At 73.8% G+C, this 26,629-nt stretch carries 21 protein-coding genes and 1 pseudogene; 13 read left to right on the top strand and 9 right to left on the bottom strand.

Annotated elements, in window-relative coordinates:
• Positions 1 to 81 precede the first annotated feature (81 nt).
• From ACFCZN_RS00765 to ACFCZN_RS00725, 9 genes are all read left to right on the top strand, one after another.
• Positions 82 to 1,062 (top strand): ABC transporter permease, encoded by a 981-nt coding sequence (locus ACFCZN_RS00765; protein ID WP_429730146.1) that lies wholly within the window; start codon positions 82 to 84, stop codon positions 1,060 to 1,062.
• A 5-nt stretch (positions 1,063 to 1,067) separates the two neighbouring features.
• Positions 1,068 to 2,036, top strand: a complete 969-nt coding sequence (locus ACFCZN_RS00760) for an ABC transporter permease (protein WP_430555501.1) — start codon at positions 1,068 to 1,070, stop codon at positions 2,034 to 2,036.
• Positions 2,033 to 3,733, top strand: a complete 1,701-nt coding sequence (locus ACFCZN_RS00755) for an ABC transporter ATP-binding protein (protein ID WP_430555500.1) — start codon at positions 2,033 to 2,035, stop codon at positions 3,731 to 3,733. Before ACFCZN_RS00760 ends, ACFCZN_RS00755 begins: the two co-directional genes overlap by 4 nt.
• Positions 3,730 to 4,647, top strand: coding sequence for an alpha/beta fold hydrolase (locus ACFCZN_RS00750; protein ID WP_430555499.1), 918 nt, complete (start codon positions 3,730 to 3,732; stop codon positions 4,645 to 4,647). Before ACFCZN_RS00755 ends, ACFCZN_RS00750 begins: the two co-directional genes overlap by 4 nt.
• 41 nt (positions 4,648 to 4,688) lie before the next feature.
• Positions 4,689 to 5,864 carry a glycoside hydrolase family 1 protein gene (locus tag ACFCZN_RS00745; RefSeq protein ID WP_430553505.1) on the top strand — a complete coding sequence of 392 codons (1,176 nt, stop codon included), beginning with the start codon at positions 4,689 to 4,691 and terminating at the stop codon, positions 5,862 to 5,864.
• 168 nt (positions 5,865 to 6,032) lie between these two features.
• Entirely contained in the window at positions 6,033 to 8,318 is a 2,286-nt protein-coding gene (locus ACFCZN_RS00740) for a glycoside hydrolase family 3 N-terminal domain-containing protein (RefSeq protein ID WP_430555498.1), read from the top strand.
• Positions 8,319 to 8,364: 46 nt separating this feature from the next.
• Positions 8,365 to 8,709 (top strand): metal-sensitive transcriptional regulator, encoded by a 345-nt coding sequence (locus ACFCZN_RS00735; protein WP_430553503.1) that lies wholly within the window; start codon positions 8,365 to 8,367, stop codon positions 8,707 to 8,709.
• 45 nt (positions 8,710 to 8,754) lie between these two features.
• Positions 8,755 to 9,135, top strand: a complete 381-nt coding sequence (locus ACFCZN_RS00730; protein WP_429763154.1) for a heavy-metal-associated domain-containing protein — start codon at positions 8,755 to 8,757, stop codon at positions 9,133 to 9,135.
• Positions 9,136 to 9,326: 191 nt separating this feature from the next.
• Positions 9,327 to 11,849: a heavy metal translocating P-type ATPase gene (locus ACFCZN_RS00725; RefSeq protein ID WP_430555497.1), complete on the top strand. Its 2,523-nt coding sequence runs from the start codon at positions 9,327 to 9,329 to the stop codon at positions 11,847 to 11,849.
• 86 nt (positions 11,850 to 11,935) lie between these two features.
• Here the strand turns inward: ACFCZN_RS00725 and ACFCZN_RS00720 are convergent, their stop codons facing one another.
• Genes ACFCZN_RS00720 through ACFCZN_RS00705 form a run of 4 tightly spaced genes read right to left on the bottom strand, consistent with a single transcriptional unit; the run spans position 11,936 to position 14,664 of the window.
• Positions 11,936 to 12,727 (bottom strand): ABC transporter permease, encoded by a 792-nt coding sequence (locus ACFCZN_RS00720; protein WP_429763152.1) that lies wholly within the window; start codon positions 12,725 to 12,727, stop codon positions 11,936 to 11,938.
• On the bottom strand, positions 12,724 to 13,695 hold the full coding sequence (locus ACFCZN_RS00715) for an ABC transporter ATP-binding protein (RefSeq protein ID WP_429763151.1): 972 nt from the start codon (positions 13,693 to 13,695) through the stop codon (positions 12,724 to 12,726). The genes ACFCZN_RS00720 and ACFCZN_RS00715 overlap by 4 nt, the downstream gene beginning before the upstream one ends.
• Positions 13,692 to 13,994, bottom strand: a complete 303-nt coding sequence (locus ACFCZN_RS00710) for a transcriptional regulator (protein WP_429763150.1) — start codon at positions 13,992 to 13,994, stop codon at positions 13,692 to 13,694. Before ACFCZN_RS00710 ends, ACFCZN_RS00715 begins: the two co-directional genes overlap by 4 nt.
• Positions 13,987 to 14,664 carry a hypothetical protein gene (locus tag ACFCZN_RS00705; protein WP_429763149.1) on the bottom strand — a complete coding sequence of 226 codons (678 nt, stop codon included), beginning with the start codon at positions 14,662 to 14,664 and terminating at the stop codon, positions 13,987 to 13,989. Before ACFCZN_RS00705 ends, ACFCZN_RS00710 begins: the two co-directional genes overlap by 8 nt.
• Positions 14,665 to 14,739: 75 nt before the next feature.
• Here ACFCZN_RS00705 and ACFCZN_RS00700 point away from each other — a divergent pair.
• Positions 14,740 to 15,057: pseudogene (locus tag ACFCZN_RS00700) on the top strand (hypothetical protein); the annotation flags it as partial.
• A 51-nt stretch (positions 15,058 to 15,108) separates the two neighbouring features.
• On the top strand, positions 15,109 to 15,903 hold the full coding sequence (locus ACFCZN_RS00695; protein ID WP_430555686.1) for a CPBP family intramembrane glutamic endopeptidase: 795 nt from the start codon (positions 15,109 to 15,111) through the stop codon (positions 15,901 to 15,903).
• Positions 15,904 to 15,929: 26 nt separating this feature from the next.
• Here ACFCZN_RS00695 and ACFCZN_RS00690 read toward each other — a convergent pair whose 3' ends face one another.
• From ACFCZN_RS00690 to ACFCZN_RS00675, 4 genes are read right to left on the bottom strand one after another with little or no spacing between them, the layout of a single operon-like run.
• A complete protein-coding gene (locus ACFCZN_RS00690; RefSeq protein WP_430555496.1) occupies positions 15,930 to 17,663 on the bottom strand; it encodes a dipeptide ABC transporter ATP-binding protein in 1,734 nt (577 codons plus the stop codon).
• Positions 17,660 to 18,751 (bottom strand): ABC transporter permease, encoded by a 1,092-nt coding sequence (locus ACFCZN_RS00685; RefSeq protein ID WP_430555495.1) that lies wholly within the window; start codon positions 18,749 to 18,751, stop codon positions 17,660 to 17,662. The genes ACFCZN_RS00690 and ACFCZN_RS00685 overlap by 4 nt, the downstream gene beginning before the upstream one ends.
• On the bottom strand, positions 18,751 to 19,794 hold the full coding sequence (locus ACFCZN_RS00680; RefSeq protein ID WP_429763145.1) for an ABC transporter permease: 1,044 nt from the start codon (positions 19,792 to 19,794) through the stop codon (positions 18,751 to 18,753). The genes ACFCZN_RS00685 and ACFCZN_RS00680 overlap by 1 nt, the downstream gene beginning before the upstream one ends.
• Before the next feature lie 21 nt (positions 19,795 to 19,815).
• Complete coding sequence (locus tag ACFCZN_RS00675; protein WP_429763144.1) at positions 19,816 to 21,456, bottom strand: ABC transporter substrate-binding protein; 1,641 nt, start codon at positions 21,454 to 21,456, stop codon at positions 19,816 to 19,818.
• Between the two features lie 205 nt (positions 21,457 to 21,661).
• On the opposite strand from ACFCZN_RS00675, the gene ACFCZN_RS00670 reads away from it, so the two are divergent.
• A complete protein-coding gene (locus ACFCZN_RS00670) occupies positions 21,662 to 24,352 on the top strand; it encodes a flippase-like domain-containing protein (RefSeq protein ID WP_430555494.1) in 2,691 nt (896 codons plus the stop codon).
• Entirely contained in the window at positions 24,349 to 25,263 is a 915-nt protein-coding gene (locus ACFCZN_RS00665; protein ID WP_430555493.1) for a helix-turn-helix domain-containing protein, read from the top strand. Before ACFCZN_RS00670 ends, ACFCZN_RS00665 begins: the two co-directional genes overlap by 4 nt.
• Here the strand turns inward: ACFCZN_RS00665 and ACFCZN_RS00660 are convergent.
• Complete coding sequence (locus ACFCZN_RS00660; protein WP_430555492.1) at positions 25,170 to 26,429, bottom strand: MFS transporter; 1,260 nt, start codon at positions 26,427 to 26,429, stop codon at positions 25,170 to 25,172. The two genes, ACFCZN_RS00665 and ACFCZN_RS00660, sit on opposite strands and share 94 nt — an antisense overlap.
• Positions 26,430 to 26,629: the final 200 nt, after the last annotated feature.

Here is a 26,629-nt window from a genome sequence, read left to right as displayed (position 1 = left end):
CCCCGCCACCCCCCCCACCCCCCCCCTCCACCCCCCCCCGCCACCCCCTGCCCCACCGAACCGACCGACCCGGAGGCTCCGTTGCGCTACGCGCTCCGCAAGCTCGGCCTGCTGGTCCTCACGCTGTGGGCGGCGGTGACGCTGAACTTCGTCATCCCGCGCCTCATGCCCGGCTCGCCCGCTGACGCGGCCATCGCCAAGCTCGCCCAGAACGGCCCCGTGACGCCGTCGGTGCAGGCGGCGATCGAGGCCCAGCTCGGCGTGCCCGGCGGCAGCATCTGGGACCAGTACGTCACGTACCTGAACAACGTCATCCACCTCGACTTCGGGGTGTCCTACACCTTCTTCCCGCAGCAGGTCTCCGAGCTCGTCGCCGGCGCCCTGCCCTGGACGCTGATCATGGTCGGCGCCGTCACCGTCGTGGCGTTCGTGCTCGGCACCCTGATCGGCATCGGGGCGGCCTGGAAGCGCGGCACCTGGATGGACTCCCTGCCCACGGTGGCCGGCAGCTTCCTCTCCGCGTTCCCCTACTTCTGGACCGCGCTCCTCATCGTCTTCTTCCTCGGCTACGTGCTCGGCTGGTTCCCCACCTCGGGCGCCTACTCCGCCACCGCGGTGCCGAACCTGTCGTGGGAGTTCCTCGGCGACGTGCTGTACCACGCGGCCCTGCCCGCGGTGACGATCCTCATCACGTCGCTCGGCGGCTGGATCCTCGGCATGCGCAACACGATGATCAACACGCTCGGCGACGACTACGTGACGTTCGCCGAGGCCAACGGCCTGCGCGGCCGCACCGTCGCGATCCGCTACGCCGCCCGCAACGCGATCCTGCCGAACCTCACCGGGTTCGGCATGGCGCTCGGCGGCGTCGTCGGCGGCTCCCTGCTCGTCGAGCAGGTGTTCGCGTACCCCGGCGTCGGCTACCTGCTGTTCAACGCCGTCACCAACCAGGACTTCCCGCTGATGCAGGCCCTCTTCCTCATGATCACCGTGAGCGTGCTGCTCGCGAACTTCCTGGTGGAGATCCTCTACGGCGTCCTCGACCCCCGAACGAGGCGGTGACCCCGATGGCTGACCCGACCACCACCACCACCGCGACGATCCCGGACCCCGAGGGTCCCGCCCCCGAGGCGGCCCGCGGCCCGAACCGGCCCGCCCGCACCCGCCTCGGCCGCACCGGCCAGGTGCTCGGCCGCGCGTTCGCCACCGTCTGGGCCAACCCCAAGGCCCGCGTGGGCCTCGTGATCCTGGGCCTGTTCGTCCTCATGGCCGTCTTCGCGCCGCTGCTGGCGCCGTACTCCCCGCACGACGACTCGTTCGCCCGCAACGAGCCCGGCAGCGCCGCGCACTGGCTCGGCACCACCGGCGCCGGCGAGGACGTGCTGTCCCAGGTGATCTACGGCGCCCGCGTCTCCCTGCTCGTCGGCTTCGTCGCCGGCGGCCTGTCGACCGTCGTCGCCGTCGTCATCGGCCTGTCGTGGGGCTACCTGCGCGGCTGGGGCAACGACGTCGTCAACTTCCTCGTCAACCTGTTCCTCGTGATGCCGGGCCTGCCGCTGATGATCATCATCGCGGCGTACCTGCAGAACGGCGGGCTGCCGATGATCATCCTGGTCGTCGTCATCACCGGCTGGGCGTGGGGCGCCCGCGTGCTGCGCTCGCAGACGCAGTCCCTGCGCTCGCGCGACTTCGTCACCGCGGCGATCTTCTCCGGCGAGAGCTCGGCCCGCGTGATCTTCCGCGAGATCCTGCCGAACATGACCTCGATGATCGCGGGGTCGTTCTTCGGCGCCGCGACGTCGGCGGTGCTCGCCGAGTCCGGCCTGTCGTTCCTCGGCCTGGGCGACATGGCCACCGTGAGCTGGGGCTCGATGATCTTCTGGGCCCAGAACTCGATGGCGATCCTCACCGGCCAGTGGATCCTCCTGTTCGCCCCGGGTCTGTGCATCGCGCTGCTGGCGACCTCCATGACCCTCGTGAACTTCGGCGTCGACGGGTTGTCCAACCCGCGCCTGCGGGAAGGGACCGGCCGATGAGCCTGCTCGAGATCCAGGACCTGTCCGTCGTCTACGAGCCCCGCGGGGCCGTCCCGACGCACGCCGTGAAGCACGCGAACCTCACCCTGGAGCAGGGCGAGTTCGTGGGCCTGGTCGGCGAGTCCGGCTCCGGCAAGTCGACGCTCGGCTTCGCCGTCACCCGCCTCGCCAAGGCCCCGGCGCGCATCTCCGCCGGCCGCATCGTGTTCGACGGCACCGACATCGCGCACCTGGACGCCGAGGAGCTGCGCGTGCAGCGCCGCGGCGGGTTCGCGATGGTGCTGCAGTCGGGCATGAACGCGCTCAACCCGGTGCGCACCATCGCGCACCACTTCGGCGACATCTTCGCCGCGCACGGCCACGTGCCGAAGGGCAGGCGCCGCCAGCGCGCCGTCGAGCTGCTCGACAAGGTGCAGCTGCCGTCCACGGTGCTCGACCGCTACCCCGGCGAGCTCTCCGGCGGCATGCGCCAGCGCGTCTCGATCGCGCTGGCCCTGTCGCTCGAGCCGCGCCTCATGGTGTTCGACGAGCCCACCACGGCCCTCGACGTGCTGGTGCAGCACGCCGTCATGGACACCATCCGCGAGCTGCAGGCCGCGGAGGGCTTCACCGCCGTGCTCATCTCGCACGACCTCGGCGTCGTGCTGGAGTCCGCGGAGCGCGTCGTCGTCATGCACGACGGCGAGATCGTCGAGGACGGCGCCTCGCGGCAGATCTTCTCCGCACCCGCGCACCCGTACACGCAGATGCTGCTGAGCCACTACGCCGACCCGCGGGCCGAGGTCGTGGAGCTGCCGGGCTTCGAGCGCAAGGCCCCTGCGGCCGCAGCGACCGGCGGGGCGGAGGACGGCGCGGCCCGCACGGGCGCTCGCGAGGGGCGCGCGGCCGCGCACGACGCGATCGTCGTCGACCACGTGTCGAAGGTGTACCCGCCGCCGCGCCGCGGCGAGAAGGCGGTCACCGCCGTCGACGACGTCTCGTTCCGGCTCGAACCGGGCGCCGCGATGGCGCTGGTCGGCCAGTCAGGCTCCGGCAAGTCGACCATCGCCAAGATGGTCACCGGCGTGGAGCGACCGACGTCGGGCACCGTGACGTTCGGCGACCTGCGGGTCGACCGGCTGCGCCGCCGCCAGCTCAAGACGCTGCACGCGGACGTCCAGATGGTCTTCCAGGACCCGTACTCGGCGCTCAACCCGCTGCACACCGTGGAGTACACGCTCACGCGGCCGGTGGAGAACTTCACCGGGCTCAAGGGCGAGGCCGCGCGCGAGCGCGTGCTGGAGCTGCTCGAGACCGTGGGTCTCACGCCCGTGGAGCAGTACGCGGCCAAGCTGCCGCACCAGCTGTCGGGCGGGCAGCGCCAGCGCGTCGTCGTGGCGCGCGCCCTGGCGTCGGACCCGCAGGTGCTCATCGCCGACGAGCCGGTCTCCATGCTCGACGTGTCGCTGCGCGCCGGCGTGCTCAGCCTGCTGGAGGACCTGCGCGCCGGCCTCGGCGTCTCGCTGCTGTACATCACGCACGACCTGCTGTCCGCGCGCGTCGTCACCGACCAGATCATGGTGCTGCACCACGGCAAGGTCGTGGAGTCCGGCGGCACCACGCAGGTGCTGCGGTTCCCCGAGGACGCGTACACGACCCAGCTGCTCGACGCGATCCCGCAGCCGGCCCGCCGCTTCTCCGACGGGGCCGCGTCGTGACCGCGCCCGCCCCGACGGCCGTCCGGCCCGGGGCGCCGTTCTCGGTGCTCCCGCTGCCGGACGGCGTCGAGCCGCTGGTGCTGGACGTGCCGGTGGGCCCGCTGACCGCGCTGCGGTCGCTCGTGCCGGACGGCGTGGAGCGCCGCGCCGTCGCGCTGCTGGTCCCCGGGTTCACCGGGTCGCGCGAGGACCACCGGCTGCTGCTGCCGCTGCTGGCCGAGCGCGGGGTCGAGGCGTGGACGTACTCCCAGCGCGGGCAGGCCGACTCGGTCGCGCCGCGCGGGGTGGGCGCCTACCGCCGCGACGACTTCACGGGCGACGCGCTCGACGTCGCCGCCGTCGTGGGCGCGGCCGCCGGCCTCCCCGCCGGCGACCTCCACCTGCTGGGGCACAGCTTCGGCGGCACGGTCGCGGCGGCCACGGCCGTGCGCGACGCCGCGCCGTTCGCCAGCCTCACCATGCTCTGCTCGGGCCCGCACGGCTGGCCGGGGCGCAAGGACGCCGAGCGCGACCGGCTGCTCGCCGCCGCCGGGCTCGTCGACCTGTGGACGCTCGACAACCCCGGGCTCGCCCGGCGCCTGTCCGAGGACTCGGCCGCCCTGGCCGCCCTCGACGTCGACGCCCGCTTCCACCGCGACCGCTCGGTCGCGACCAGCACGGACAACCTGCTGGGCGCGATCGACGTCCTCGCCGACGTCCGCGACGTCACGCCCGGCCTGGCCGCCACCGGCCTGCCGGTGCTGGTCGCGCACGGCGTGGACGACGCGGCGTGGCCGCAGCCGTGGCAGCGCGCCATGGCCGAGCGGCTCGGCGCCCGCTACGAGGTGATCGCCGACGCCGGTCATCTCCCCAACGTCGAGAACCCCGCCGCGACGGCGGACCTCCTGGCCGGCTTCTGGACCACCTCCCGCTGAGCCACCCCCCGAACACCGCTCCACTACGTAAGGACCATCCCGTGCTGCACTTCCCCGAGGGCTTCCGCTGGGGCGCCGCCACCGCGGCCCACCAGATCGAGGGCAACAACGTCTCCAGCGACTGGTGGGTGCGCGAGCACGCCGCCGGCACCTCGATCGTCGAGCCCAGCGGCGACGCCGCGGACAGCTACCACCGTTACCGCGAGGACATGACGCTCCTGCGCGACGCCGGCCTCGACACGTACCGCTTCTCCATCGAGTGGGCGCGGATCGAGCCCGAGGAGGGCTTCGTCTCCCGCGCCGAGATCGCGCACTACCGCCGCATGGTGGAGACGTGCCTCGAGCTCGGCATCACCCCGATGGTCACGCTCATGCACTTCACGGTGCCGCGCTGGTTCTACGAGGAGGGCATGTGGCGCTCCCCGAAGGCGGCCGACCGCTTCGCCCGCTTCACCGAGCTCGCCCTGCCGATCCTCGGGAACGACGTCGACTACGTCTGCACCATCAACGAGCCCAACATCGCCGCGATGATCGCGGGCGGCGAGGACCCGGCCAACCTGGTCGCCTACGGGCTGCCCGCCCCCGACCTGCAGGTCGCGGACACGCTGCTGGAGTCGCACCGGCGCTCGCGCGAGATCCTCGCCGGCGTGGGCGGCATCAGCTCCGGCTGGACCGTCGCCACCCAGGACTTCCAGCCCGAGCCGGGCTGCGAGGACGTGGCCCACGAGTACGGCCACCAGCGCGACGACTGGTACCTCGAGGCCGCCCGCGGCGACGACTGGGTGGGCGTCCAGGCCTACACCCGCACCATCATCGGCCCCGACGGCCCGCGCCAGGTGCCCGAGGGCGTCGAGACCACCCTCACCGGCTGGGAGTTCTACCCCCTCGCCCTGGAGCACGGCGTGCGCTCGGCGTGGGAGAAGACCGAGGGCGTGCCGGTGTTCGTCACCGAGAACGGCATGGCGACCCAGGACGACGCGCGCCGCATCGACTACACCGAGGGCGCGCTGGCCGGCCTGCACGCCGCCATCTCCGACGGCATCGACGTGCGGGGCTACCTGCACTGGAGCCTGCTGGACAACTACGAGTGGGCCTCCGGGTTCCGCCCCACGTTCGGGCTCGTCGAGTTCGACAAGGAGACGTTCGAGCGGCGCCCGAAGCCGTCGCTGGGCTGGCTGGGCTCCGTCGCGCAGGCGAACGGCCTCACCGTCCGCTGACCCCGTCCGCGAGGTGGTACGGACCCTGCCGAGGTAGTACGGGCCGTGCCGAGGTAGTGGGCTGCCCACGACCTCGGCACGGCCCGTACTACCTCGCGGGGTGCGGTACTACCTCGCGGAGACTCGTACTACCTCAGCGATCCTCGACCGACGGAAGGCTCAGGAGCCATGACCGACCTGCCGTACCGCGACCCGTCCCTGTCCCCCGCCGCACGGGTGGAGGACCTGCTGAGCCGCATGACGCTGCCCGAGAAGGTCGGGCAGATGCTGCAGCTCAACGCGATGGACGACCTCGACGAGATCGTCGTCGGGCGGCTGGCGGGGTCGATCCTGCACGCGTCGCCGTCGCGCGTCGTCGAGGCGATCGAGCTGGCCCGCGGCACCCGCCTGGGGATCCCGCTGCTGGTGGCCGACGACGCGATCCACGGGCACGGCTTCTTCCCCGGCGCGACCGTCTTCCCCAGCCAGCTGGGGATGGCGGCGACGTGGGACCTCGACCTCGTGGAGCGGGCGGCCCGCGCGACGGCGGTCGAGGCCGCCGCGACCGGCCTGCACTGGACCTTCTCCCCCGTGCTCTGCGCGACGCGCGACCTGCGCTGGGGCCGCGTGAACGAGACGTTCGGCGAGGACCCGTACCTCATCGGCGAGCTCGGCGCCGCGATGGTGCGCGGCTACCAGGGCGAGGGGCTCACCGACCCGACGGCGGTGCTCGCGACGGCCAAGCACTTCGCCGGCTACTCCGAGACCCAGGGCGGCCGCGACGCCACCGAGGCCGACCTCACGCCGCGCAAGCTCCGCTCCTGGTTCCTGCCGCCGTTCGAGCGCGTGGTCCGCGAGGGCGTGCGCACCGTGATGATCGGCTACCAGGCCATCGACGGCGTCCCCATCACGACCAGCCGCTGGCTGCTGCAGGGCGTGCTCAAGGACGAGTGGGGCTTCGACGGCACCCTCGTCACCGACTGGGACAACGTGGGCCGCATGGTGTGGGAGCAGTTCGTCAGCCCCGACCACGCGGCCGCGTCGGCCGCCGCCGTCGGCGCCGGCAACGACGTCATCATGGCGACGCCGACGTTCTTCGAGGGCGCGCAGGAGGCTCTCGCCGACGGGCGCATCGACGAGAAGCGGCTCGACGACGCGGTGCGGCGCATCCTGCGCCTCAAGGTGGACCTCGGGCTGTTCGAGGACCCGCGGGCGCCGGTCGGCGAGCGCATCGAGGCCGTCGTCGGCTCGGCGGAGCACCGCGACCTCGCCCTCGACGTCGCGCGCGGCTCGCTGGTGCTGCTGGAGAACGACGGCACCCTGCCGCTCGCGGGCGGCCTCGTGGCGGACGACGACGGGCGCGCGGTCGCCCCGACCGGTGCCGCGCCGCTGCGCGTCGCCGTCGTCGGGCCGAACGCCGACGACCCGCACGCCCAGCTCGGCGACTGGGCCGGCGCGTCGGGCCAGGTGAGCTGGATCCGCGACGGCCACCCGCGCGAGCTGACCGAGACGGTGCTGGACGGGCTGCGCGCCGTCGCGCCGCCGTCGTGGGAGGTGACGTACGCCCGCGGCGCCGACATCGTCGAGCTGGGACCGGACCCCGACGGCACGCACTTCCCCGACGGGCAGCCGCGCCCGCCGGCGGCCCTGCCCGCGCCGTCCGACCCGGTCCTGCTGGCCGAGGCGGAGGACGCGGCCCTCTCCGCGGACGTCGTCGTCGCCGTGCTGGGCGACGAGGTCGCGCTGGCGGGCGAGGGCAGGTCGACCGCCACGCTGGAGCTCCAGGGCGGGCAGGCCGAGCTGCTGGAGCGGCTGGTCGCGACGGGCACTCCCGTGGTCGTCGTGCTCGTCGCCTCCAAGCCGCTCGTGCTGCCCGAGGCCGTGGGCCGCGCCGCCGCCCTCGTGCACGCCGCCAACCCCGGCATGCGTGGCGGCCGGGCCGTCGCGGAGCTGCTGCTCGGGCTGGTCGAGCCGACCGGCCGCCTGCCGATCTCCTACGCCCTGCACGCCGGGCAGCAGCCGGTCTTCTACCACCAGGTGCGCGGCCAGCACGGCACGCGGTACGCCGACCTCACGCAGCGCCCGCCGTACGTGTTCGGCGAGGGCCGGTCGTACACGACGGTCGAGTACTCCGGGCTGGAGCTGGACGCCGCCGACGTCGCGGCCGACGACGTGGTGCGGGGCCGCGTCACCGTCGCCAACACCGGGGCCCGCCCGGCGGTCGAGACCGTGCAGGTGTACGTGAGCGACAAGGTCACGTCCGTGACCTGGGCGGACCGGGAGCTGAAGACCTTCCGCCGCGTGCCGCTGGCACCCGGCGAGAGCGTCGTCGTCGAGGTCGAGGTGCCCGCCACGGACTGCACGATCGTCGACGCCGCCGGCCGCCGCGTCGTCGAGCCGGGCGAGTTCGAGCTGCTCGTCGGTCCGAGCTCGCGCCGTGACGACCTGCTGGTGACGCCGTTCCGCGTCGGCTGACCGCTTCAAGGGTTGACGCATTACCCCCTAGGGGTATGGTGGACGCATGACCGACACCGGCACGCCCCTCCCCGACCTTGCGACCGACGGCGGCCACCCGCACGACGGCCCGCACGGCTACGCCTCCGACAAGGAGGCCTACCTCAAGCGCATGCGCCGCATCGAGGGCCAGGTGCGCGGTATCGCCCGCATGATCGACGAGGACGTCTACTGCATCGACATCCTCACCCAGGTGTCCGCCGTGACCAAGGCGCTGCAGGCGGTCTCCATCGGCCTCGTCGAGGACCACCTGGGCCACTGCGTCGTCGACGCCGCCCGCGCGTCCGAGGCCGAGGGCGCCGCGAAGGTCAAGGAGGCCGCCGACGCCATCGGCCGGCTCGTCCGGTCCTGACCCACGTCTCACCCCTGCTGATCCACCCTCGATGAAGGAGCACGCATGAGCACCGTCACCACCCTGGGCGTCACCGGCATGACCTGCAGCAACTGCGTCGCGCACGTGACCAAGGACCTCTCCGCCGTCCCCGGCGTCGAGGACGTCTCCGTCGAGCTGCACGCCGGCGGCACCTCCGACGTCACCGTCTTCTCCGACGCCCCGCTCGACGAGGCCGCGCTGCGCGAGGCCGTCGACGAGGCGGGCTACGACGTCGAGTCCGTCGCCGTCCAGCAGGACGCGCTCGCCGCCCAGCAGGCCGCGCAGGCGCCAGCCCGCCAGGAGGCGCACAACTGCGCCTGCGGCTGCGGCACCGGCGAGGCCTCCGCCACCGAGACCGGCCCGGCGCGGAAGACCTACGACCTGGCCGTGCCCCCGCGCGCCTGAGTCCCCGCTCCCCGGAGCCCATCCCCGCGGACCGCCTGCCGAACCGTCGCGCCGCTCGACCACCACGAGCCGCCGCGACCCAGGCCCTCCGCGCCGCGCCGCCGTCCCCCCGACCCGGCGCCCCCACCGCGACCCCGCCGCCCCGGGTCGTCGCGGGTGACCTCCACCCAGCACCTCAGGGAGTCACCCTCATGAGCACCCCCACGTCCTCGCCGGTCGACCCGGCAGGGCCCGCCGCCGGCCCTCCGATCCTGGAGATCGACCTCGCCATCGAGGGCATGACCTGCGCGTCGTGCGTGGCGCGCGTCGAGAAGCGGCTCAACCGCGTCGACGGCGTCACCGCGACGGTGAACCTGCCGCTCGAGAGCGCCCACGTCGAGCTCACCGCGCCCGTCGACGACGCCGCGCTGGTCGAGGCCGTCGAGAAGGCCGGCTACGGCGCCCGCGTCACCGGCCGCCGCGACGTCGCCCCGCCCGCCCCCGACCTGTCGGACGCTCAGCGCACCCCGGTACGACCTCCGTCCGACACGTCCGCCCCCGGCGACGCCCGCGGGGCCGACCTGCGCCGTCGGCTCGTCGCGTCCGCGGCGCTCACCGTGCCGGTGGTCGCGCTGTCGATGATCCCCGCGCTGCAGTTCACGGGCTGGCAGTGGGTGGTCGCCGCCGCCGCGCTGCCGGTCGTGACGTGGGGCGCGTGGCCGTTCCACACCGCCGCGGCGCGGGCCGCCCGGCACGGCGCGTCCACGATGGACACGCTGGTCTCGCTCGGCGTGGCCGCCGCGACGCTGTGGTCCCTGTGGGCGCTCACGCTCGGCGGGGCGGGCGAGCTCGGCATGCGGATGCGGCCGTCGCTGATCCCGTCCGAGTCGGGCGGCGCGCCCGAGCTGTACTTCGAGGTCGCGGCCGTCGTCACGACCTTCCTGCTCGCCGGCCGCTACGCCGAGCACCGCTCCCGCCGCCGCGCCGGCGACGCCCTGCGCTCCCTGCTGGAGCTGGGCGCCAAGGACGCCGAGCGCGTGCGGCTCGCACCCGACGGCGCACCCCTGACCGGTCCCGACGGCGGGCGCGTCACCGAGCGCGTGCCCGTCGCGGACCTCGCCGTCGGCGACGTGTTCGTCGTGCGGCCGGGCGAGAAGGTCGCCACCGACGGCGAGGTGGTCGAGGGCGCGAGCGCCGTCGACACGTCGCTGCTCACGGGCGAGCCGGTCCCGGTCGACGTCGGCCCCGGCGACGCCGTCACCGGCGCGACCGTCAACACGTCCGGCCACCTGCTGGTGCGCGCCACGCGCGTGGGCGAGGAGACGACGCTCGCGCAGATCGGGCGCCTCGTGTCCCAGGCGCAGACCGGCAAGGCCCCCGTGGCCAGGCTCGCCGACCGCATCTCCGCCGTCTTCGTGCCGATCGTCATCGGGCTGTCGGTGCTCACCCTGGTGGGCTGGCTGCTGGCCGGCGCCGACGTCCAGCTCGCCTTCACCGCCGCCGTCGCGGTGCTGATCATCGCGTGCCCCTGCGCCCTCGGCCTCGCGACCCCCACCGCCCTGCTGGTCGGCACCGGCCGCGGCGCGCAGCTCGGCATCCTCATCAAGGGCCCGGAGATCCTGGAGTCCACCCGCCGCGTCGACACCGTCGTGCTCGACAAGACCGGCACCGTCACCGAGGGCCGCATGCAGGTGGAGCGCGTCGTCGCCGAGCTGTCAGGGCCAGGAGCAGGTTCTGATGGCCCTGGCCGTGACAACTCACGGGAGGACGAGGTGCTGGCGTACGCCGGCGCCGTCGAGGCCCTGAGCGAGCACCCGATCGCGCACGCCGTCGCGGCCGCCGCACGCGAGCTGTCAGGACCAGGAGCACGTTCTGATGGTCCTGGCCCTGACAGGTCGGGCGGGACGGGGGCGGACGGCGTCGGGATCGGCGCGCTGCAGGCGTTCGACTTCCGCGCGACGCCGGGCGGCGGGGTCGAGGCGGTCGTGCGGCGGGCGCACTCCGGCCTCGCCGGGCTCGCCGCGGACGGCGGGCTCAACGCCCGGCGGGTGCTCGTCGGGCAGCCGTCGTGGCTGGCCGGGGAGGGCGTCGCGTTCGACGGCGACCTCGCGGCGGCGTTCGCCGACGCCGAGGCGACCGGCGCGAGCGCCGTCGTCGTCGCGTGGGACGGCGCCGCCCGCGGCGTCGTCGTGCTGCGCGACCCGGTCAAGGCGACCTCCGCCGAGGCGGTGCGCGAGCTGCGCGACCTCGGGCTCCGGCCGGTCCTGCTCACCGGCGACGGCGAGGGCGCGGCCCGCGTCGCCGCCCGTGAGGTCGGCATCGCCGAGGAGGACGTCATCGCCCGCGTGCTGCCGCAGGACAAGGCGGCGGTCGTGACGCGGCTGCGCTCCGAGGGCCGGGTCGTGGCGATGGTCGGCGACGGCGTGAACGACGCCGCCGCCCTCGCCACGGCGGACCTGGGGCTCGCGATGGGCACGGGCACCGACGTCGCGATCGAGGCGAGCGACATCACGCTCGTCCGCGGCGACCTGCGCTCCGCGCCCGCAGCCGTCCGGCTCTCGCGCGGCACGCTGCGCGTGATCAAGCAGAACCTGTTCTGGGCCTTCGCCTACAACGTGGCGGCGATCCCGCTCGCCGCGGCAGGCCTGCTCAACCCGATGATCGCCGGGGCGGCCATGGCCGCGTCGTCCGTCATCGTCGTCGGCAACTCGCTGCGCCTGCGCCGCGCCGGCTGACCCTCCCGCGATGGTGTGGGCGCGATGTCGGGGACGCATGGTCCCCGACATCGCGCCCACAACACAGCCGGTGGCGGGCAGGCAGGTCAGCGGAAGCGGCGGCCCTCGTCGCGGCGGTAGGCGCCGGCGGCGAGGACGGCGAACAGCACGGTCCAGCCGAGCAGCACGACCCACGCCAGCCCGTAGGCGGGCTCGCCGGTGAGCGCCTGCACCAGCAGGTCACGACCGGCGCGCGTCGGGGTGGCCTGCGAGATCGCGTCCAGCCACTCCGGGAACGCCTGCGGCGGCAGGAACAGGCCGCCCGCGAACGCCAGGGGGAACAGCACCGCCTGCACGACCGGCAGCGCGGCCTTGGCGGACAGCGAGTACCCCACCGCCATGCCGAGCAGCACGAACGGCACGGAGACCAGCAGGATGGTGCCCACCCCGGCGAGCAGCTGCCCGAACGTCACGGTCGCCGCCGTGAAAAGCCAGCCGATGAGGATCAGCGGGACCAACCCGAACAGCGCGAAGATCGCGCCGTTGCCGATCCGCGCGACCATCCGCGGGCCGGGGCCGGCGGGCAGGGAGCGCAGGAACGGGTCGAACGGGAGCTGCCGGTCCTCGGCCACGCCCAGCCCGTAGGTGAACAGGCTCGCCGAGCAGACGGCGAACAGGCCGAGGCTCGCCACCGACATCGTGGCCCACAGCGGGTTCTGCGCGACCTCGCGCTGCGGCACGACGAAGAAGAACATCGCCAGCGCGGGGAACAGCATGTTGCCCAGCACCGCGATGGGCACCCGCACCGTCTCGAGGAACTGGTAGCGCAGGTGCAGCCAGGTCAGCCGCAGCGGTCCCGGGGCCGTCCCCGCCCGGGTGGGGGTCGTCGTCGCGCTCATCGTGCCGCCTCCGTCACCATCTCCTCGAACGCCTCCTCGAGGCTCGCGCCCCGGATGCGGAGGTCGTGGAAGTCCACCTCGCCGCGCACCAGCGACCGGACGAGCTCGTCGGCGTCCGCCGTGTACAGCTCCTGCGTGCCGTCGTCGAGTCGTTCGGCGCGCACGACGCCGGGCCACGCGGCCAGGTCGGCCGTCGCGCGCAGCGCCACCCGCCGCAGGCCCACGCGTCGCAGGATGGCGTCGAGCGTGTCGTCCGCCCGCACCACGCCGCGGTCGATGACGACGACGCGCTGCGCCAGCGCCTGCACCTCCTCGAGGTAGTGGCTGGTGAGCAGGACCGTGCCGCCGTCCGCGTGGTAGGCGCGGATCGCGTCCCACAGCGCCTGGCGGGCGCCGACGTCGAGCCCGGTGGTGGGCTCGTCGAGCAGGACGACGCGCGGCCGCCCCACCAGCGACAGCGCGACGGCGAGCCGCCGCTTCTGCCCGCCGGACAGGGCGCCCGTCTGGCGGCGGGCCAGGTCGGCGAGCCCGAACTGCTCCAGCAGCTCGCCGGTGGGCACGGGGCCGGCGAAGTGCCCGCCGACGAAGTCGACCACCTCGCGCACCCGCAGCGTGGCGGGCAGCCCCGTCTCCTGCGGGGTGATGCCGAGGCCGGCGCGGCTGGCGGCGTCGCGCGGGTCGCCGCCCAGCAGGCGCACGGTGCCCGCGTCGGGGCGGCGCTGGCCGCTGACCAGCGAGAGCAGCGTGGACTTGCCGGCCCCGTTGGGCCCGAGCAGGCCCACGAGCTCGCCGGGCCCGACGTCGAGCGACACGTCGTCGAGCGCGACGACGTCGCCGAACCGCCGGGTGACACCGCGCACGGCGACGACGGCGGGGACCGTTGCGGGCACGGGGTCGGGCGCGGCGGCGGGCACGGGCGGCGTGTCGGCCCGGGCGGGGGCACGCTCCGGGGGGCGGGTGCGGGTCATGATCCGGCTCCTCTCAGCAGGCCGGTCAGGGCCTCTTGGTAGTCCTCGAACGCGCGGCGCCCCTGCGGGGTGAGCGCGAGATAGGTCGCGGGGGTGCGGCCCTCGTGGGTCTTGGTGACGCGGACGTAGCCCGCGTCCTCGAGCTTGCGCAGGTGGGTGGACAGGTTCCCGGCGGTCATGTCGAGCAGCTTCTGCAGCCTGGGGAAGCTCAGCTCGTCGCCGGCGTCCAGGGCGGCGAGCGTCGCGACGACGCGCAGCCGGGCGGGCGCGTGGATGACCGGGTCGAGGGCGTCAGCCACGGCCCGCCCCCTCCCCCGCGCGGCGCCGTCGGCGCACGATGCGCAGGTGGTCGACGAGGGCCATCACGAGGAAGCCGCCCCCGCCGGCGAACGCCATCACGAGGTAGGTGAGGGGCAGGCCGGCGAGCGTCGCGGCCGCGGCGACGAGCAGGATCCACCCGCCCAGGACGAACAGGGAGCGGTCGTCGAACGCGACCGCCCCGCCCAGGTACAGCAGCCCGACGACGAGGCACGCGCCGCCGTTGCTGGCGAGGCCCATGAGCTCCCCGTCCGCGCCCGCGCGGGCGAGCCCGCCGAGGAACGCGCTGAAGGTGAGGAAGCCGAGCATCCACGCCCAGCCGTACATCGCGCCCGTCCGGGCGGAGACGCCGCGCGTGCCGGACGTGCGGCTCATGGTGTGCACCATCGTGAACACGACGGCCGCGGCGAGGGCGCCGGCGAAGACCCAGTACGCCCAGGCCTCCGGCTGCTCGCGGCCCTGCGCGCTGAACCACAGCACCAGGTAGCCGGCCAGCCATGCGACGCCCCACGCGCCGTAGAGCGCGCGGCCGTCCGGCCCGAGGGCCGCGCGGGCCCGGTCCTGCTGCTCGCGGATGAGCCGGAGCGAGTCGGCGGCGGCCAGCCCGGCGTCGTCGGTGGCGTCGCCAGGGCGGTCGGGGTGGTCGGTCATGGCTCCCTCTCGAGGATCCTGCAGACGACTTTGCGCTGCAAACTGGTTTGTTGATCATGACACCGAGCGGCTCCGCGCACAACCCCCCTCGCCTACGCCCCGGAGATCGCCCGGGCCATGCTGCAGCGCCAGCAGGCGGGCGCGATCATCGCCGCCCGGTCGCGGATCGTCGAGGGCGCCGTCTCGATGGTCGCGGACGCGCTGAACCGCCTCGAGTCCGAGGGCGTCGTCACGCTCGACGACGAGCGCCGCGCCACCACGGTCTCCAACCTGCTGGAGGTGCTGTGCGGCGAGAGCCGCGCCACCCCGTCGTCACGCGGGATCGCTGCACCTGTGACGCCCGCGCCCTCTGAACCCGGGGACCAGCGCTCAAGGACGCCGCCGTCCTCCTGACCGCCGTCCAGGGGCGGGTGCTATAACCGGACGGTGGCCGACCCGCAGACGATGACGCCCGCGGCGCGACGCCGCACCACCGCCGAGATCTGGATCGTGCTGGGCCTCAGCCTGGGGCAGAGCGGCGTGTACGCCCTGGTCAACATCATCGCGAGGCTGACGGCCGAGACCCCGCTCGCGGAGCAGTCCGCGACCCTCAACGCCAGCCAGTCGGACCGCTCGCTCCTCGACCTCACCTACCAGCTGCTGGGGATCTTCTTCGCGCTGGTCCCGGTCGCGCTGGCGCTGTACCTGCTCAGCGGGCGGGCGGGCGCCACGTGGCGGGGCACGCGCCGTCGGATCGGCCTCGACTGGGGCCTGGAGGACGCGCGCCCCGGCCGCGACGTCGCGTGGGGCTTCGCGCTGGCCGCCGCCATCGGCATCCCGGGGCTCGCGTTCTACGCCCTCGGCCGCCTGCTCGGCATCACGGTCCAGGTACAGGCCAGCGCCCTGAACGAGCACTGGTGGACGGTGCCGGTCCTCGTCGTCGCCGCCCTGCAGAACGGTCTGCTCGAGGAGGTCGTGGCCGTCGCGTACCTGCACGAGCGCACCCGCGACCTCGGGTGGTCCCGCCTGTGGTTCGTGGTGTGGAGCTCGCTGCTGCGCGGCTCGTACCACCTGTACCAGGGCATCGGCCCGTTCTTCGGCAACGTCGTGATGGGGCTGGTGTTCTCGTGGTTCTACACCAGCCGGTGGGGCCGGCAGCGGGTCTTGCCGCTCGTCGTCGCGCACACCCTGCTCGACGTCGTCGCCTTCGTCGGCTACGCGCTGCTGCCGCAGGGGTGGAAGGACGCGCTCGGCCTCTGATCGGCGACCGAGCGCGTCCCGCCGGGTCAGCGCTGCCGGAGGGCGAGCAGCTCCTCCCGGTGCACGGCCTGCGCGTCCGGGTCGGGCACCGGCAGCGAGGCCAGCAGCTGCTTCGTGTAGTCCTCGCGCGGGGCGCCGAGCACCTGCTCGCCCGTGCCCTCCTCGACCAGGTGCCCGCGGTAGAGCACCGCGATGCGGTCGGCCAGGAGGTCCACGACGGCGAGGTCGTGCGACACGAACAGGCAGGCGAAGCCGAGCTCCTTCTGCAGCTCGGCGAAGAGCTCCAGCACCCGCGCCTGCACCGACACGTCGAGGGCCGACGTCGGCTCGTCGGCGATGAGCAGCTCCGGGTCGAGCGCCAGGCCGCGCGCCAGCGACGCGCGCTGCCGCTGCCCGCCCGACAGCTCGTGGGGGAAGCGGTCGCCGTAGCTGCGGGGCAGCTGGACGGCCTCGAGCAGCTGGTCGACGCGGCCGCGCGCGGCCTCCGGGTTGCGCACCCGCCCGTGCACGACCAACGGCTCCGCCACGCACTCGGCGATGGTCAGCAGCGGGTTGAACGACGTGGCCGGGTCCTGGAACACGAACCCCAGCCGCGGGCGCATCGCCTTGAGGTCACGCCCCTTGGCGCCGCGCATCTCGGTGCCGAGCACCTGCAGCGACCCGCCGCTCACGGGCGTGAGGCCGGCGATCGCGCGGGCGATCGTCGTCTTGCCCGAGCCCGACTCCCCCACCAGCCCCAGCACCTCGCCGGGGCGGATCGCGAGGTCCACGCCGTCCACCGCGGTGAACGCCGGCTGCCGGAACCGCCCCGGGTACGTGATGGTCAGGCCCTCCGCCCGCACCACCGGCTCGGACGCCGCCCACCCCTCGGGGCGGGCGGCGGCGCGCTCGACGGCGCGGACGGTGCCCTCCCCGACGCGCGGCACGGCCTTGAGCAGCGCCTTCGTGTAGTCGGCCTGCGGGTCGGTGAACAGGTCGCCCACCGGCGCCTGCTCCACGACCTTGCCCTGGTACATCACGGCGACCCGGTCGGCCAGGTCCGCCACCACGCCCATGTTGTGCGTGATGAGCACGATCGCCGTGCCGGTCTCGTCGCGCAGGTGGCGCAGCAGGTCGAGGATCTCGGCCTGGACGGTGACGTCCAGCGCCGTCGTCGGCTCGTCCGCGACGATGAGGCTCGGCCCCAGCACCAGCGCCATCGCGATGACGATGCGCTGCTTCTGCCCGCCCGAGAACTGGTGCGGGTAGTGGTCCACGCGGTGCTCGGGGTCGGGGATCCCGACCGTGCCGAGCACCTCGATCGCCCGTCGCCGCGCCTCCTTCTTCGACACGTCGCCGTGCGCACGGATGCCCTCGGCGATCTGCCACCCCACCGTGTACACGGGGTTGAGCACGCTGGAGGGCTCCTGGAACACCATCGCCACGTCGCGGCCGCGCACCTGGCGCAGCTTCGACGCCGAGACCGCGACGACGTCCGTCGCCGCGCCGTCGCGCCCCGTGAGGACGACGGCGCCGCTCGTGGTCGCCGTCTCCGGCAGCAGGCCCAGGATGGTCTTGGCCGTGACGGTCTTGCCGGAGCCGGACTCGCCGACGACGGCGAGCACCTCGCCCGGCTGGACGTCGAGGCTCACGCCGGCGACGGCCCGTACCGGCCCGGCGTCCGTGGCGAACGAGACCTCGAGGTCCCTGATCGACGCGACAGCACCGTTCGGCGCGACCGCGCCGTTCGATGCGGCGGCGCTCGATGCGACGGCGCTCATGCGTCGCCTCCCTTCGGGTTCTCCTCCGAGTGCTCGGCGGACGCCGGGTTCTCCGGGTCGGAGGCGTCCGCCTCGACCGACGTCGCCGCGACCGCCCCCGCCACCTGGCCGGAGCGTGCACGCGAGCGCAGGCGCGGGTCGGCCAGGTCGTTGAGCGACTCGCCCATGAGGGTCATGCCCATCGCCGCGAGGACGATGGCGAGACCCGGGAACAGCGCGGTCCACCAGATGCCGGAGGTGACGTCGGCGAGCGAGCGCTGCAGGTCGTAACCCCACTCGGCTGCCGCCGTCGGCTCGATGCCGAAGCCGAGGAACCCCAGTCCGGCGAGCGTGAGGATCGCCTCCGACGCGTTGAGCGTGACGATGAGCGGCAGCGTGCGCGTGGAGTTGCGCAGCACGTGGCGGGTCATGATGCGCCAGTGCCCGGTGCCGAGCACCCGCGCCGAGTCGACGAACGCCTCCGCCTTGATCCGCACCACCTCGGCGCGCACCACCCGGAAGTACTGCGGCACGAACACGACGGTGATCGACAGCGCGGCGGCGAGGATGCCGCCCCACATGCTCGACTGCCCGCCCGAGATGACGATGGCGAGCAGGATCGCGAGCAGCAGGGACGGGAACGCGTAGATCGCGTCCGCGATCACCACGAGCACCCGGTCGAGCCAGCCGCCGAAGTAGCCCGACACCAGGCCGAGCAGCACGCCCACGACGATCGACGCCGCGACCGCGACGAGCACGACGAGCAGGGACGTCTGCGCGCCCCACACCACGCGGGACAGGACGTCGTAGCCGCCGACGGTGGTGCCGAACCAGTGCTCCGCCGACGGTGGCTGCTGGGCACCGAACGCGACGCCGTCCCCGCTGCGCAGCTGCGACCAGCCGTACGGCGCCAGGAGCGGCGCGAAGACCGCGACCAGCACGAACAGCGTCGTCAGGACGAGGCCCGCGATGAGCATGCCCCGCTGGAGCCCGACGCTCTGGCGCACCTGGTGCACCACCGGCAGCTTCTTGAACCAGGCCCCGCGTCCGGCGACGTGCTCGGGGGCTGCGCCGGCCGTGCCGACGCTCGTGATCTCTCCGCTGGTCATCAGTACCTCACCCTCGGGTCGATCAGAGCGGCGAGGACGTCCACGAGGAAGTTCGTCACCGCCACGACCACGGCCATCAGCACGACGATCCCCTGCACGGCGACGAAGTCGCGCGCCTGCAGGTACTCCGACAGCTGGAAGCCGAGGCCGCGCCACTCGAACGTGGTCTCGGTGAGCACGGCGCCCACGAGCAGCATCGCGACCTGCATGCCGGCCACGGTGATGATCGGGATGAGCGCCGGGCGCCACGCGTGCTTGCGCACGAGGCGGCTCTCCTTGACGCCCCGCGAGCGGGCCGCGTCGACGTAGCCGGTACCGAGGGTGCCGATCATGTTGGTGCGCACGAGGCGCAGGAACACGCCGGCCGTGAGCAGGCCGAGCGCGATCGCCGGCAGCGCGGCGTGCGACAGCACGTCGAGCACGACCGCGGGGTCGCCCGTCTTGAACGCGTCGATCAGCATGAACCCGGAGTCGGCGCCGGCGAGCTGCATCGCGATCTCCCCGTCGGTGGACACGCGGCCCGCCACCGGGAACCAGCCCAGCCAGACGGAGAACACCAGCTTGAGGATGAGGCCGGCGAAGAACACCGGCGTCGCGTACGCGAGGATCGCGAGGATGCGGAGCACCGCGTCGGGCAGACGGTCACGGAAGTAACCGCTGACCATGCCGAACGGGACGCCCAGCACGAGAGCCACGAGGATCGCGTACGACGCGAGCTCCAGCGTCGCCGTCCCGTAGGTGGTGAGCACCTCGGTGACCGGCCGGTTGTCGCTGATCGTGGTGCCGAAGTCGCCGGAGAAGATCCCGGTGAGGTACTCCCAGTACTGGACGACGATGGGTCGGTCGTAGCCGGCCGCATGGATCAGCTCGGCGAGCTGGTCGGGCGGAAGCTTGCCGCCCAGCGCGGCGGTGATGGGGTCACCGGTCGCGCGCATGAGCACGAAGACGGTGGTGACCAGGATGAACACGGTGGGGATGATGAGCAGGAAGCGCACCAGGACGTAGCGTCCCAGTGCGCTCCCTGCCGTGCTACGTGCAGACACGAGAAGTGCTCAGTCCGTCTCTCAGCCCTTGGCCAGCGCGGCGTAGCGGACCTTGAACGACGCGTCGAGGGTGTCCTCGACGCCCGTGACGTCGGCGCCGGTGACCGCGACCTGCGCACCCTGCAGGTACGGGACGGTCGACAGGTCCTTGGCCTCGGCCTCCTGGATCTGGCCCAGGAGCTCGGTGCGCTTCGCCTCGTCGGCCGTGACGGCCTGCTCGAGGATCATGTCCTCCACGTCCTGGTTCACGTAGTGGTTGCCCAGGAAGTTCTCCTTGAGGAAGAACGGCGTGAGGTAGTTGTCCGCGTCCGAGTAGTCCGGGAACCAGCCGAGCTGGTAGGCCGGGTAGACGTCGGACGTGCGGTCCTTGGAGTACTGCACCCACTCGGTGGTCTGCAGGTTGACGGTGAACAGGCCGTCCGCCTCGAGCTGGTCCTTGATGAGCGCGTACTCGTCGCCCGACGACGGGCCGTAGTGGTCGTTCGAGTACTGCAGGTTCAGCTCGACCGGGGTGGTGACCCCGGCGTCGTCGAGGCGCTTCTTCGCCGCGTCGGCGTCGGCGCCGCCCTGGCCGTCGCCGTACATCTCCTTGAGCGGCTCCGTGGCGCCGGTGAGGCCGTCCGGGACGAAGGAGTACAGCGGGGTGTAGGTGCCCTTGTAGACCTGGTCGGCCAGGGCCTCGCGGTCGATGAGGTCGGCGACGGCCTGGCGGACCGCGGTCGCCTTCTTCGGGTCGGCGTCCGGCTGCTTCTCGCCGTAGGGCTGGGTGTTGAAGTTGAACGTGATGTAGCGGATCTCGCCGCCGGGCCCGTCGACGACCTTCACCGCGTCGTCGCCGCGCAGGTCCTCGATGTCCGTGGGCGACAGCGACCGGAGGGCGACGTCCACCGAGCCGTCCTGCACCTCGAGCTTGAGGTTGGAGGCGTCCGTGAAGTACTTGGCGGCGACCTTCGGCGTCTTGGCCGCGCCGAGGATGCCCTGGTAGCCGTCGTACGCCTCGTAGCTGATGAGCTCGTTGGCCTTGTAGCTCGTGATCGAGTACTGGCCGGCAAACGCCTTGCCGTCGACGATCTCCTGGTCCGGCGTCACGGCGTCGGCCGAGAAGACGTCCTCGTCCACGATGGGGCCCACAGGGGACGACAGGATCTGCGGGAAGATCTGGTCGTCCGCGCTCTTGAGCTTGAAGACGACGGTCGTGTCGTCCGGCGTCTCCACCGAGTCGAGGTTGTACAGCAGCGACGACGGGCCGTTCTCGTCCGCGATCGCGAGCTGGCGGTCGAAGGTGAACTTGACGTCGGAGGACGTGAGGTCGTTGCCGTTGGCCCACTTCAGGCCCGGCTTGAGCTTGACCGTGTACTCCTTGGGCGACGTGAACTCCGCCGACTCCGCGATGTCCGGCTCCACGTCGGGGCTGCCGTACGGGGTGTTCAGGAGGAACGGGTAGATCTGGTTCATCACCGCGAACGACCCGTTGTCGTACGACCCGGCCGGGTCGAGCGACGTGATCTTGTCCGTGGTGCCGACGACCAGCGACTCGGCGCTGCCTCCGCCGCCGCTCCCGCCGTCGCCGGAACCCCCGCCGCACGCGGTCAGCACCAGCGCGAGCGCTGCCGTTCCTGCGGCGCCGGCGAGCAGCCGTCGCGAGCCTCTGATGGCACTCATGGTCGTGGTCCCCTTCGTCCAGGCCGGCCGCGGCGGGTGGCCGCGGACTCGTCACGATGCGGGTTTCTAGCACACCGGTGTGTCGCTCCCGTCACGGGTGCGGGTCACACCCGGGGGCAGGTTCGCATCGTGGTCCGGGAACCTACCACCGCTCTCTACCTCGTGTCACAGGCCGTGAGGCCCGGCAACACCTAGACTTTCCGGCATGTCCGGAGCGAGCACCGCGGGTCCTGCCCAGGATCCTCCGCACCGGAGCCCCGCGGGCGACGCGGCGACACCGACCGGCCCGCTGCGCGCCCTGCTCGGCGGCGACACCTCCGACCAGGGCACGCCGACCGACCTGGTGCGCGTCGTCGACACCCCCGAGGCCCGGGTGCGGCACCCGTCCGACATGCTCGGCATGGTGGTCAGCGCGCTGGGCGTGGCCCTGGTGCTGGTGCTGTCGGTCGTCGCGCACGCCACCACCGAGGGCGTCACCCAGGACGTGCGGACGTTCAGCTCCCTGCTGGCGCGCATCCTGTTCATCCCGGTCGCGCTCCTCGAGGGCCTCATCACCCTGTTCGTGCCCGCGGCCGTGCTGATCGAGCTGGGCTGGCGCCGGCTGGGCCGCCAGGTGGTGGAGTCCATCTGCGCGGCCGCGCTCGGGCTCGTGCTCGGCGTCGTCACGGCCCTGACCATCTCCCGCTTCGGCAGCGACGAGCTGGTGCGCGGGCTGTCGGTGTTCACCGACGGCGCGTGGCAGCTCACCATCCCCGGGTACGTGGCGGCGATCGCCGGCCTGCTCACCACGGCGGGGCCGCGCACGCGCCGGCGCACGGTGCGCTGGTCGTGGAACGTGCTGTACCTGGCCCTGTTCATCGTGCTCATCACGGGGCAGGTGTCGCTGCCGGGCGTGCTCGTCGCCCTGCTGCTCGGCCGCCTCGCCGGGCAGGCGGTGCAGTACGTGTCCGGCGTGCGCAGCGAGCGCGCCTACGGCGCCGACCTCGTGGGCGCGGTGCGGCGGGCCGGGTTCCACCCCACGGCGCTGGTGCGGGTGCGCGACGTCTCCGCCGTCGTCGACGACGCCGAGGCGCACGCCGACGGGCCTCCCGCCGTGCCGGAGGACCCGGTGGCCTCCTACGACGCCGACGGCGACGTCGTGGACGCCCCGGAGGACGAGGAACACACGCTCCCGCCGGACCCCACGACCGCGGACGCGGCGGCCGTGGCCCTCACCCGCTCCGGCGACAACCGGGTGTACGCGCTGTTCACCGGCGACGGCGAGCCCCGCCGCGACGTCGTCGTGCTGGACGGCGACCGCCAGGTGCTGACCACGGTGCAGCGGCTGTGGCGCGCCCTGCGGCTGCGCGGCCTCGAGGGCCGCGCCGCGATCTCGCTGCGCGCCGCGGCCGAGCGCACCGCCCTGCTCGCGTACGCCGCCCAGGCGGCCGGCGTGCGCACCCCTCGGCTGGAGGGCATCGGCGTCGCCGCCGACTCCGTGGTGCTGGTGCAGGAGCACGCCCGCGGCGCCGTCTCCCTGCGCGACCTCGAGCCCGACGACCTCGACGGGCCGCGCGGCGACGCCGTGCTCGCCCAGGCGTGGGAGCAGCTGCGGCGCGCGCACGACGCCGGTCTGACCCACCACGCCCTGACGCCCGACGTCGTGCTGGTGCACCGGGACCTCTCCGGCGCGCCGCACGTGTGGCTCACCGGCTGGGAGCAGGGCGAGATCGCGTCGGGCACCCTGTCGCGACGCCTGGACCTCACGCAGATGCTCGCGCTGCTGGCCCTGCGGGTCGGGGCGCGTCGCGCGCTCGCCTCCGCGGTGCGCGCCCTGCCCGACGAGGACATCGCCGCCATCGGGCCGCTGCTGCAGTCCATCGCGCTGCCCAGCCCGACGCGCGAGGAGGTGCGGCGCACGAAGGGCCTGCTGGACGAGCTGCGCGAGGCGCTCGTCGAGCGGCTGCCGCAGGCGGACGTGCAGCCGCAGAACATCACCCGCTTCGGCGCCCGCACGGTCATCACTCTCGCGCTGACCATCGTCGCCGTCACGGTGATCGTCACGACCCTGAACTTCGAGGAGATCGCCTCCGCGATCGCCGAGGCGAATCCCTGGTGGGTCGCGGCGTCGTTCCTGCTCGGGGCCCTCACCTGGTTCGGCGCGGCCCTGACGTTCAGCGCCTTCTCGCCGGAGAAGCTGCCGCTGTGGCGCGCCACGCTGACGCAGATGGCCGGCTCGTTCGTCGCGCTCGCCGCCCCCGCCGGCATCGGGCCCGCGGCGCTCAACCTGCGCATGCTCACCCGCCGCGGCGTGTCGACTCCGATGGCGGTCGCGACGGTCGCGCTGGTGCAGCTGTCGCAGTTCGTCGTCACGGTGCTGCTGCTCGTGGTGCTGTCGGTGTCCACCCAGTCCGGCGGCCTCATCGACCTGCCCTCCACGACCGTGCTGCTGGCGATCGCGGGCGTCGCGATCGCCGTCGTCGCGATCCTCCTGGTGCCGTCCGTCCGCCGGTGGGCGTGGGAGAAGGCGCGCCCGACGCTCGAGCAGGTCTGGCCCCGGCTGTCGGCCATGCTGGGCCAGCCCACCCGCCTCGCGCTGGGCCTCGGCGGCAACGTCATCATGACGCTCGGGTACGTGCTGGCGTTCGACTTCGCCCTGGCCGCGTTCGGGCAGTCGCTCAACCTCATCGACGTCGCGGTGATCTACCTGGTCGGCAACTCCGTGGGCGCGATGGTGCCCACGCCCGGCGGCCTGGGCGGCGTCGAGGGCGCGCTCATCGCCGGGCTCACCGCGGCCGGCATCCCGGCGTCCCTCGCCGTCACCGTGACCATGCTCTACCGCGTCGTCACGTACTGGGCCCGCGTGCCGATCGGCTGGGTGGCGATGAAGCGGCTCGAGAAGACGGGCGACCTGTGACGGCCCTGGGCTGCGCGTCCCGCTGTTCGTCGAGCACGACGTCGGCGTCGGCCGCCGCGGAGGAGCTCGACCGCGTGCTCGCGGGGCTGCAGTGGCGCTTCGTGGCACGGTCCCGGCACACGCTGGCCGCCGGCGAGTGGGCCGAGCACACCTCCGGGGACGCGGCGCTCCTGCTCGTCACCGACGGCCTGGTGCGCGTGCGCGGCGTGGGCGACGTCGCCGACCTCGCGCCCGGCGACTTCCTGTTCCTGCCGCACGGCCCACGCTTCGAGGTGCACGCGCTCTCGACCGCCGCCGTGCAGTGCGTGCGGGTGGCGCCCGTGGGGGCGGACGACGGCGCGGGCGTGCTGCCCGCCGTCGTGCTCCTGACCGAGCTGCCCCAGACCGAGCCGACGGCCGCGACGATGCTGCGCTCGCTGGTCGAGGACTACCGCGCCCCGCGCAGCGTGCTGGGCGACCGGGTCGTCACCCTCGTGGCGTCGATGGCGATCAGCGCCTGGTACGCGCGAGGCTGCGCCCCCGCCCGCTGGCTGATGCAGCGCGAGGACCCGGGCCTGGCGAGCGCCGTCGCCGCGATCCACGCCGACCCCGGCCGTGAGTGGACGGTGGACGACCTGGCCCGGGTGGCGCTCGCCTCCCGGTCCGGGTTCGCCGCCCGGTTCCGCGCCGCGACGGGGCTGCCCCCCGGGCGCTACCTGGCACAGGTGCGCGTGGCGCACGCACGCTGTCTCCTGACGGCGGGCGACCTGCCGGTCGCGACGATCGCCCGCCGTCTGGGCTACGGCTCCGACACGGCGTTCGGCCGCGCCTTTCGCCGTCACACCGGCGCGACGCCGTCCGAGTACCGCCGCGACAGCGTGCTGCGCACCAGGACCCCGCCCGCGACGGCGGCCACCGCCGCCACGAGGTAGGTCCAGCCGACCCCCACGGAGTCGACGCCGAGGCCGCCCACCGCGGAGCCGAGGATGATCGCCGTCTGGAACGCGGCGACGACGAGCCCGCTGCCCGCCTCGACCTGGCCCGGCATCACGCGCGTGATCCACACCTGCACCACGTTGAGGACGCCGCCGAACGCCGCGCCCCACACGATCACCGCGGGGTACACGAGCAGCGGCAGGGCGGACGCCAGCCCGACGGCGGCGACGCCCGCGCCGATCGCCACGGGGACCGCGAGCAGCAGGACGGCGAGGTGCCGGTCGACGAGCGCCCCGATCGCGAAGTTGCCGACCAAGCCGCCCACGCCGAACAGCGCGAGCAGCACGGCGACCGTCCCGACGTCGGACCCCGGCAGCAGCGACAGCGCGGGCCGCACGTACGTGTAGCCGGCGAAGTGCCCGCCGATGACCGCGACGATGGCCACCAGGCCCACGCCGACGCCCGGCGACCGCAGCGCCCGCCCGGTCGCCGACCAGCCGATCCCCGGCGTCGGCGCCACCGGCGGCAGGGCGACGCGCATCGCGACCGCCGTCACCACCGTGATCACCGCGGCGGCCACGAACACGACCCGCCAGCCGGCCGCGGCGCTGAGGATCACGCCCAGCGGCACGCCGGCCACCGTGGCGACGGTCGTGCCGGCGTTGACCACCATCATCGCCCTGCCCACCCGGTCCGCGGGGACGAGCTGCGTCGCGATGACCAGCGACATCGACCAGTAGCCGCCCAGCGCCGCGCCCAGCAGCAGCCGGGCCGCCATGAGCACGCCGATGCTCGGCGCCAGCGCCACCAGCACGTTGGAGGCGACCGCGCCCAGCGCGAGCACCACGAGCAGCGTGCGGCGGTCGGTGCGCGGGAACAGGGAGCCCAGCACGAGGGCGGTGAGCAGCGCGGTGAGAGCCGTGGCGCTCACGGAGAGGCCCACCACGCCCTCGGTCACCCCGAGGTCCTGCGCCACCGGGGTGAGCACCCCGGGCGGCAGGAACTCCGCCGTCACGAGGGAGAAGCTGCCCAGGAACATCGTGGCCAGCGCCAGTGCGGCGCGTCGGCGCGGGAGAGGGCCGGGCGCCCCCGGTGCCGCCGTCGTCGCCGTCGTCGTGGCCGCCGCGGGAGCCGCGGTGGTGTCGATCGGGTTCGTCGTCATGCTGGTCGCAACAACGCGCGGCCGCGCCCGGGCCGACCGGGACGCCGACGGACTCGATCCAGACGCCACGCGCCGGGCGCCGACCGCGCCCGGGTCCGGTAACGCCGGAGGCCCCCCCCCTCCCGGAGGCGGGGGGGGGGGGTCCAGAGCGCTGGCACGAGACACCGTGTCCGTGGAAAGGCAACTCCTTACCGACCTCC

The organism is Isoptericola sp. NPDC056134 (genome assembly GCF_042264825.1).
In the GTDB taxonomy this organism is placed as follows: Bacteria; Actinomycetota; Actinomycetes; order Actinomycetales; family Cellulomonadaceae; genus Isoptericola; species Isoptericola nanjingensis.
This window is presented reverse-complemented; position numbering and strand designations above follow the sequence as displayed.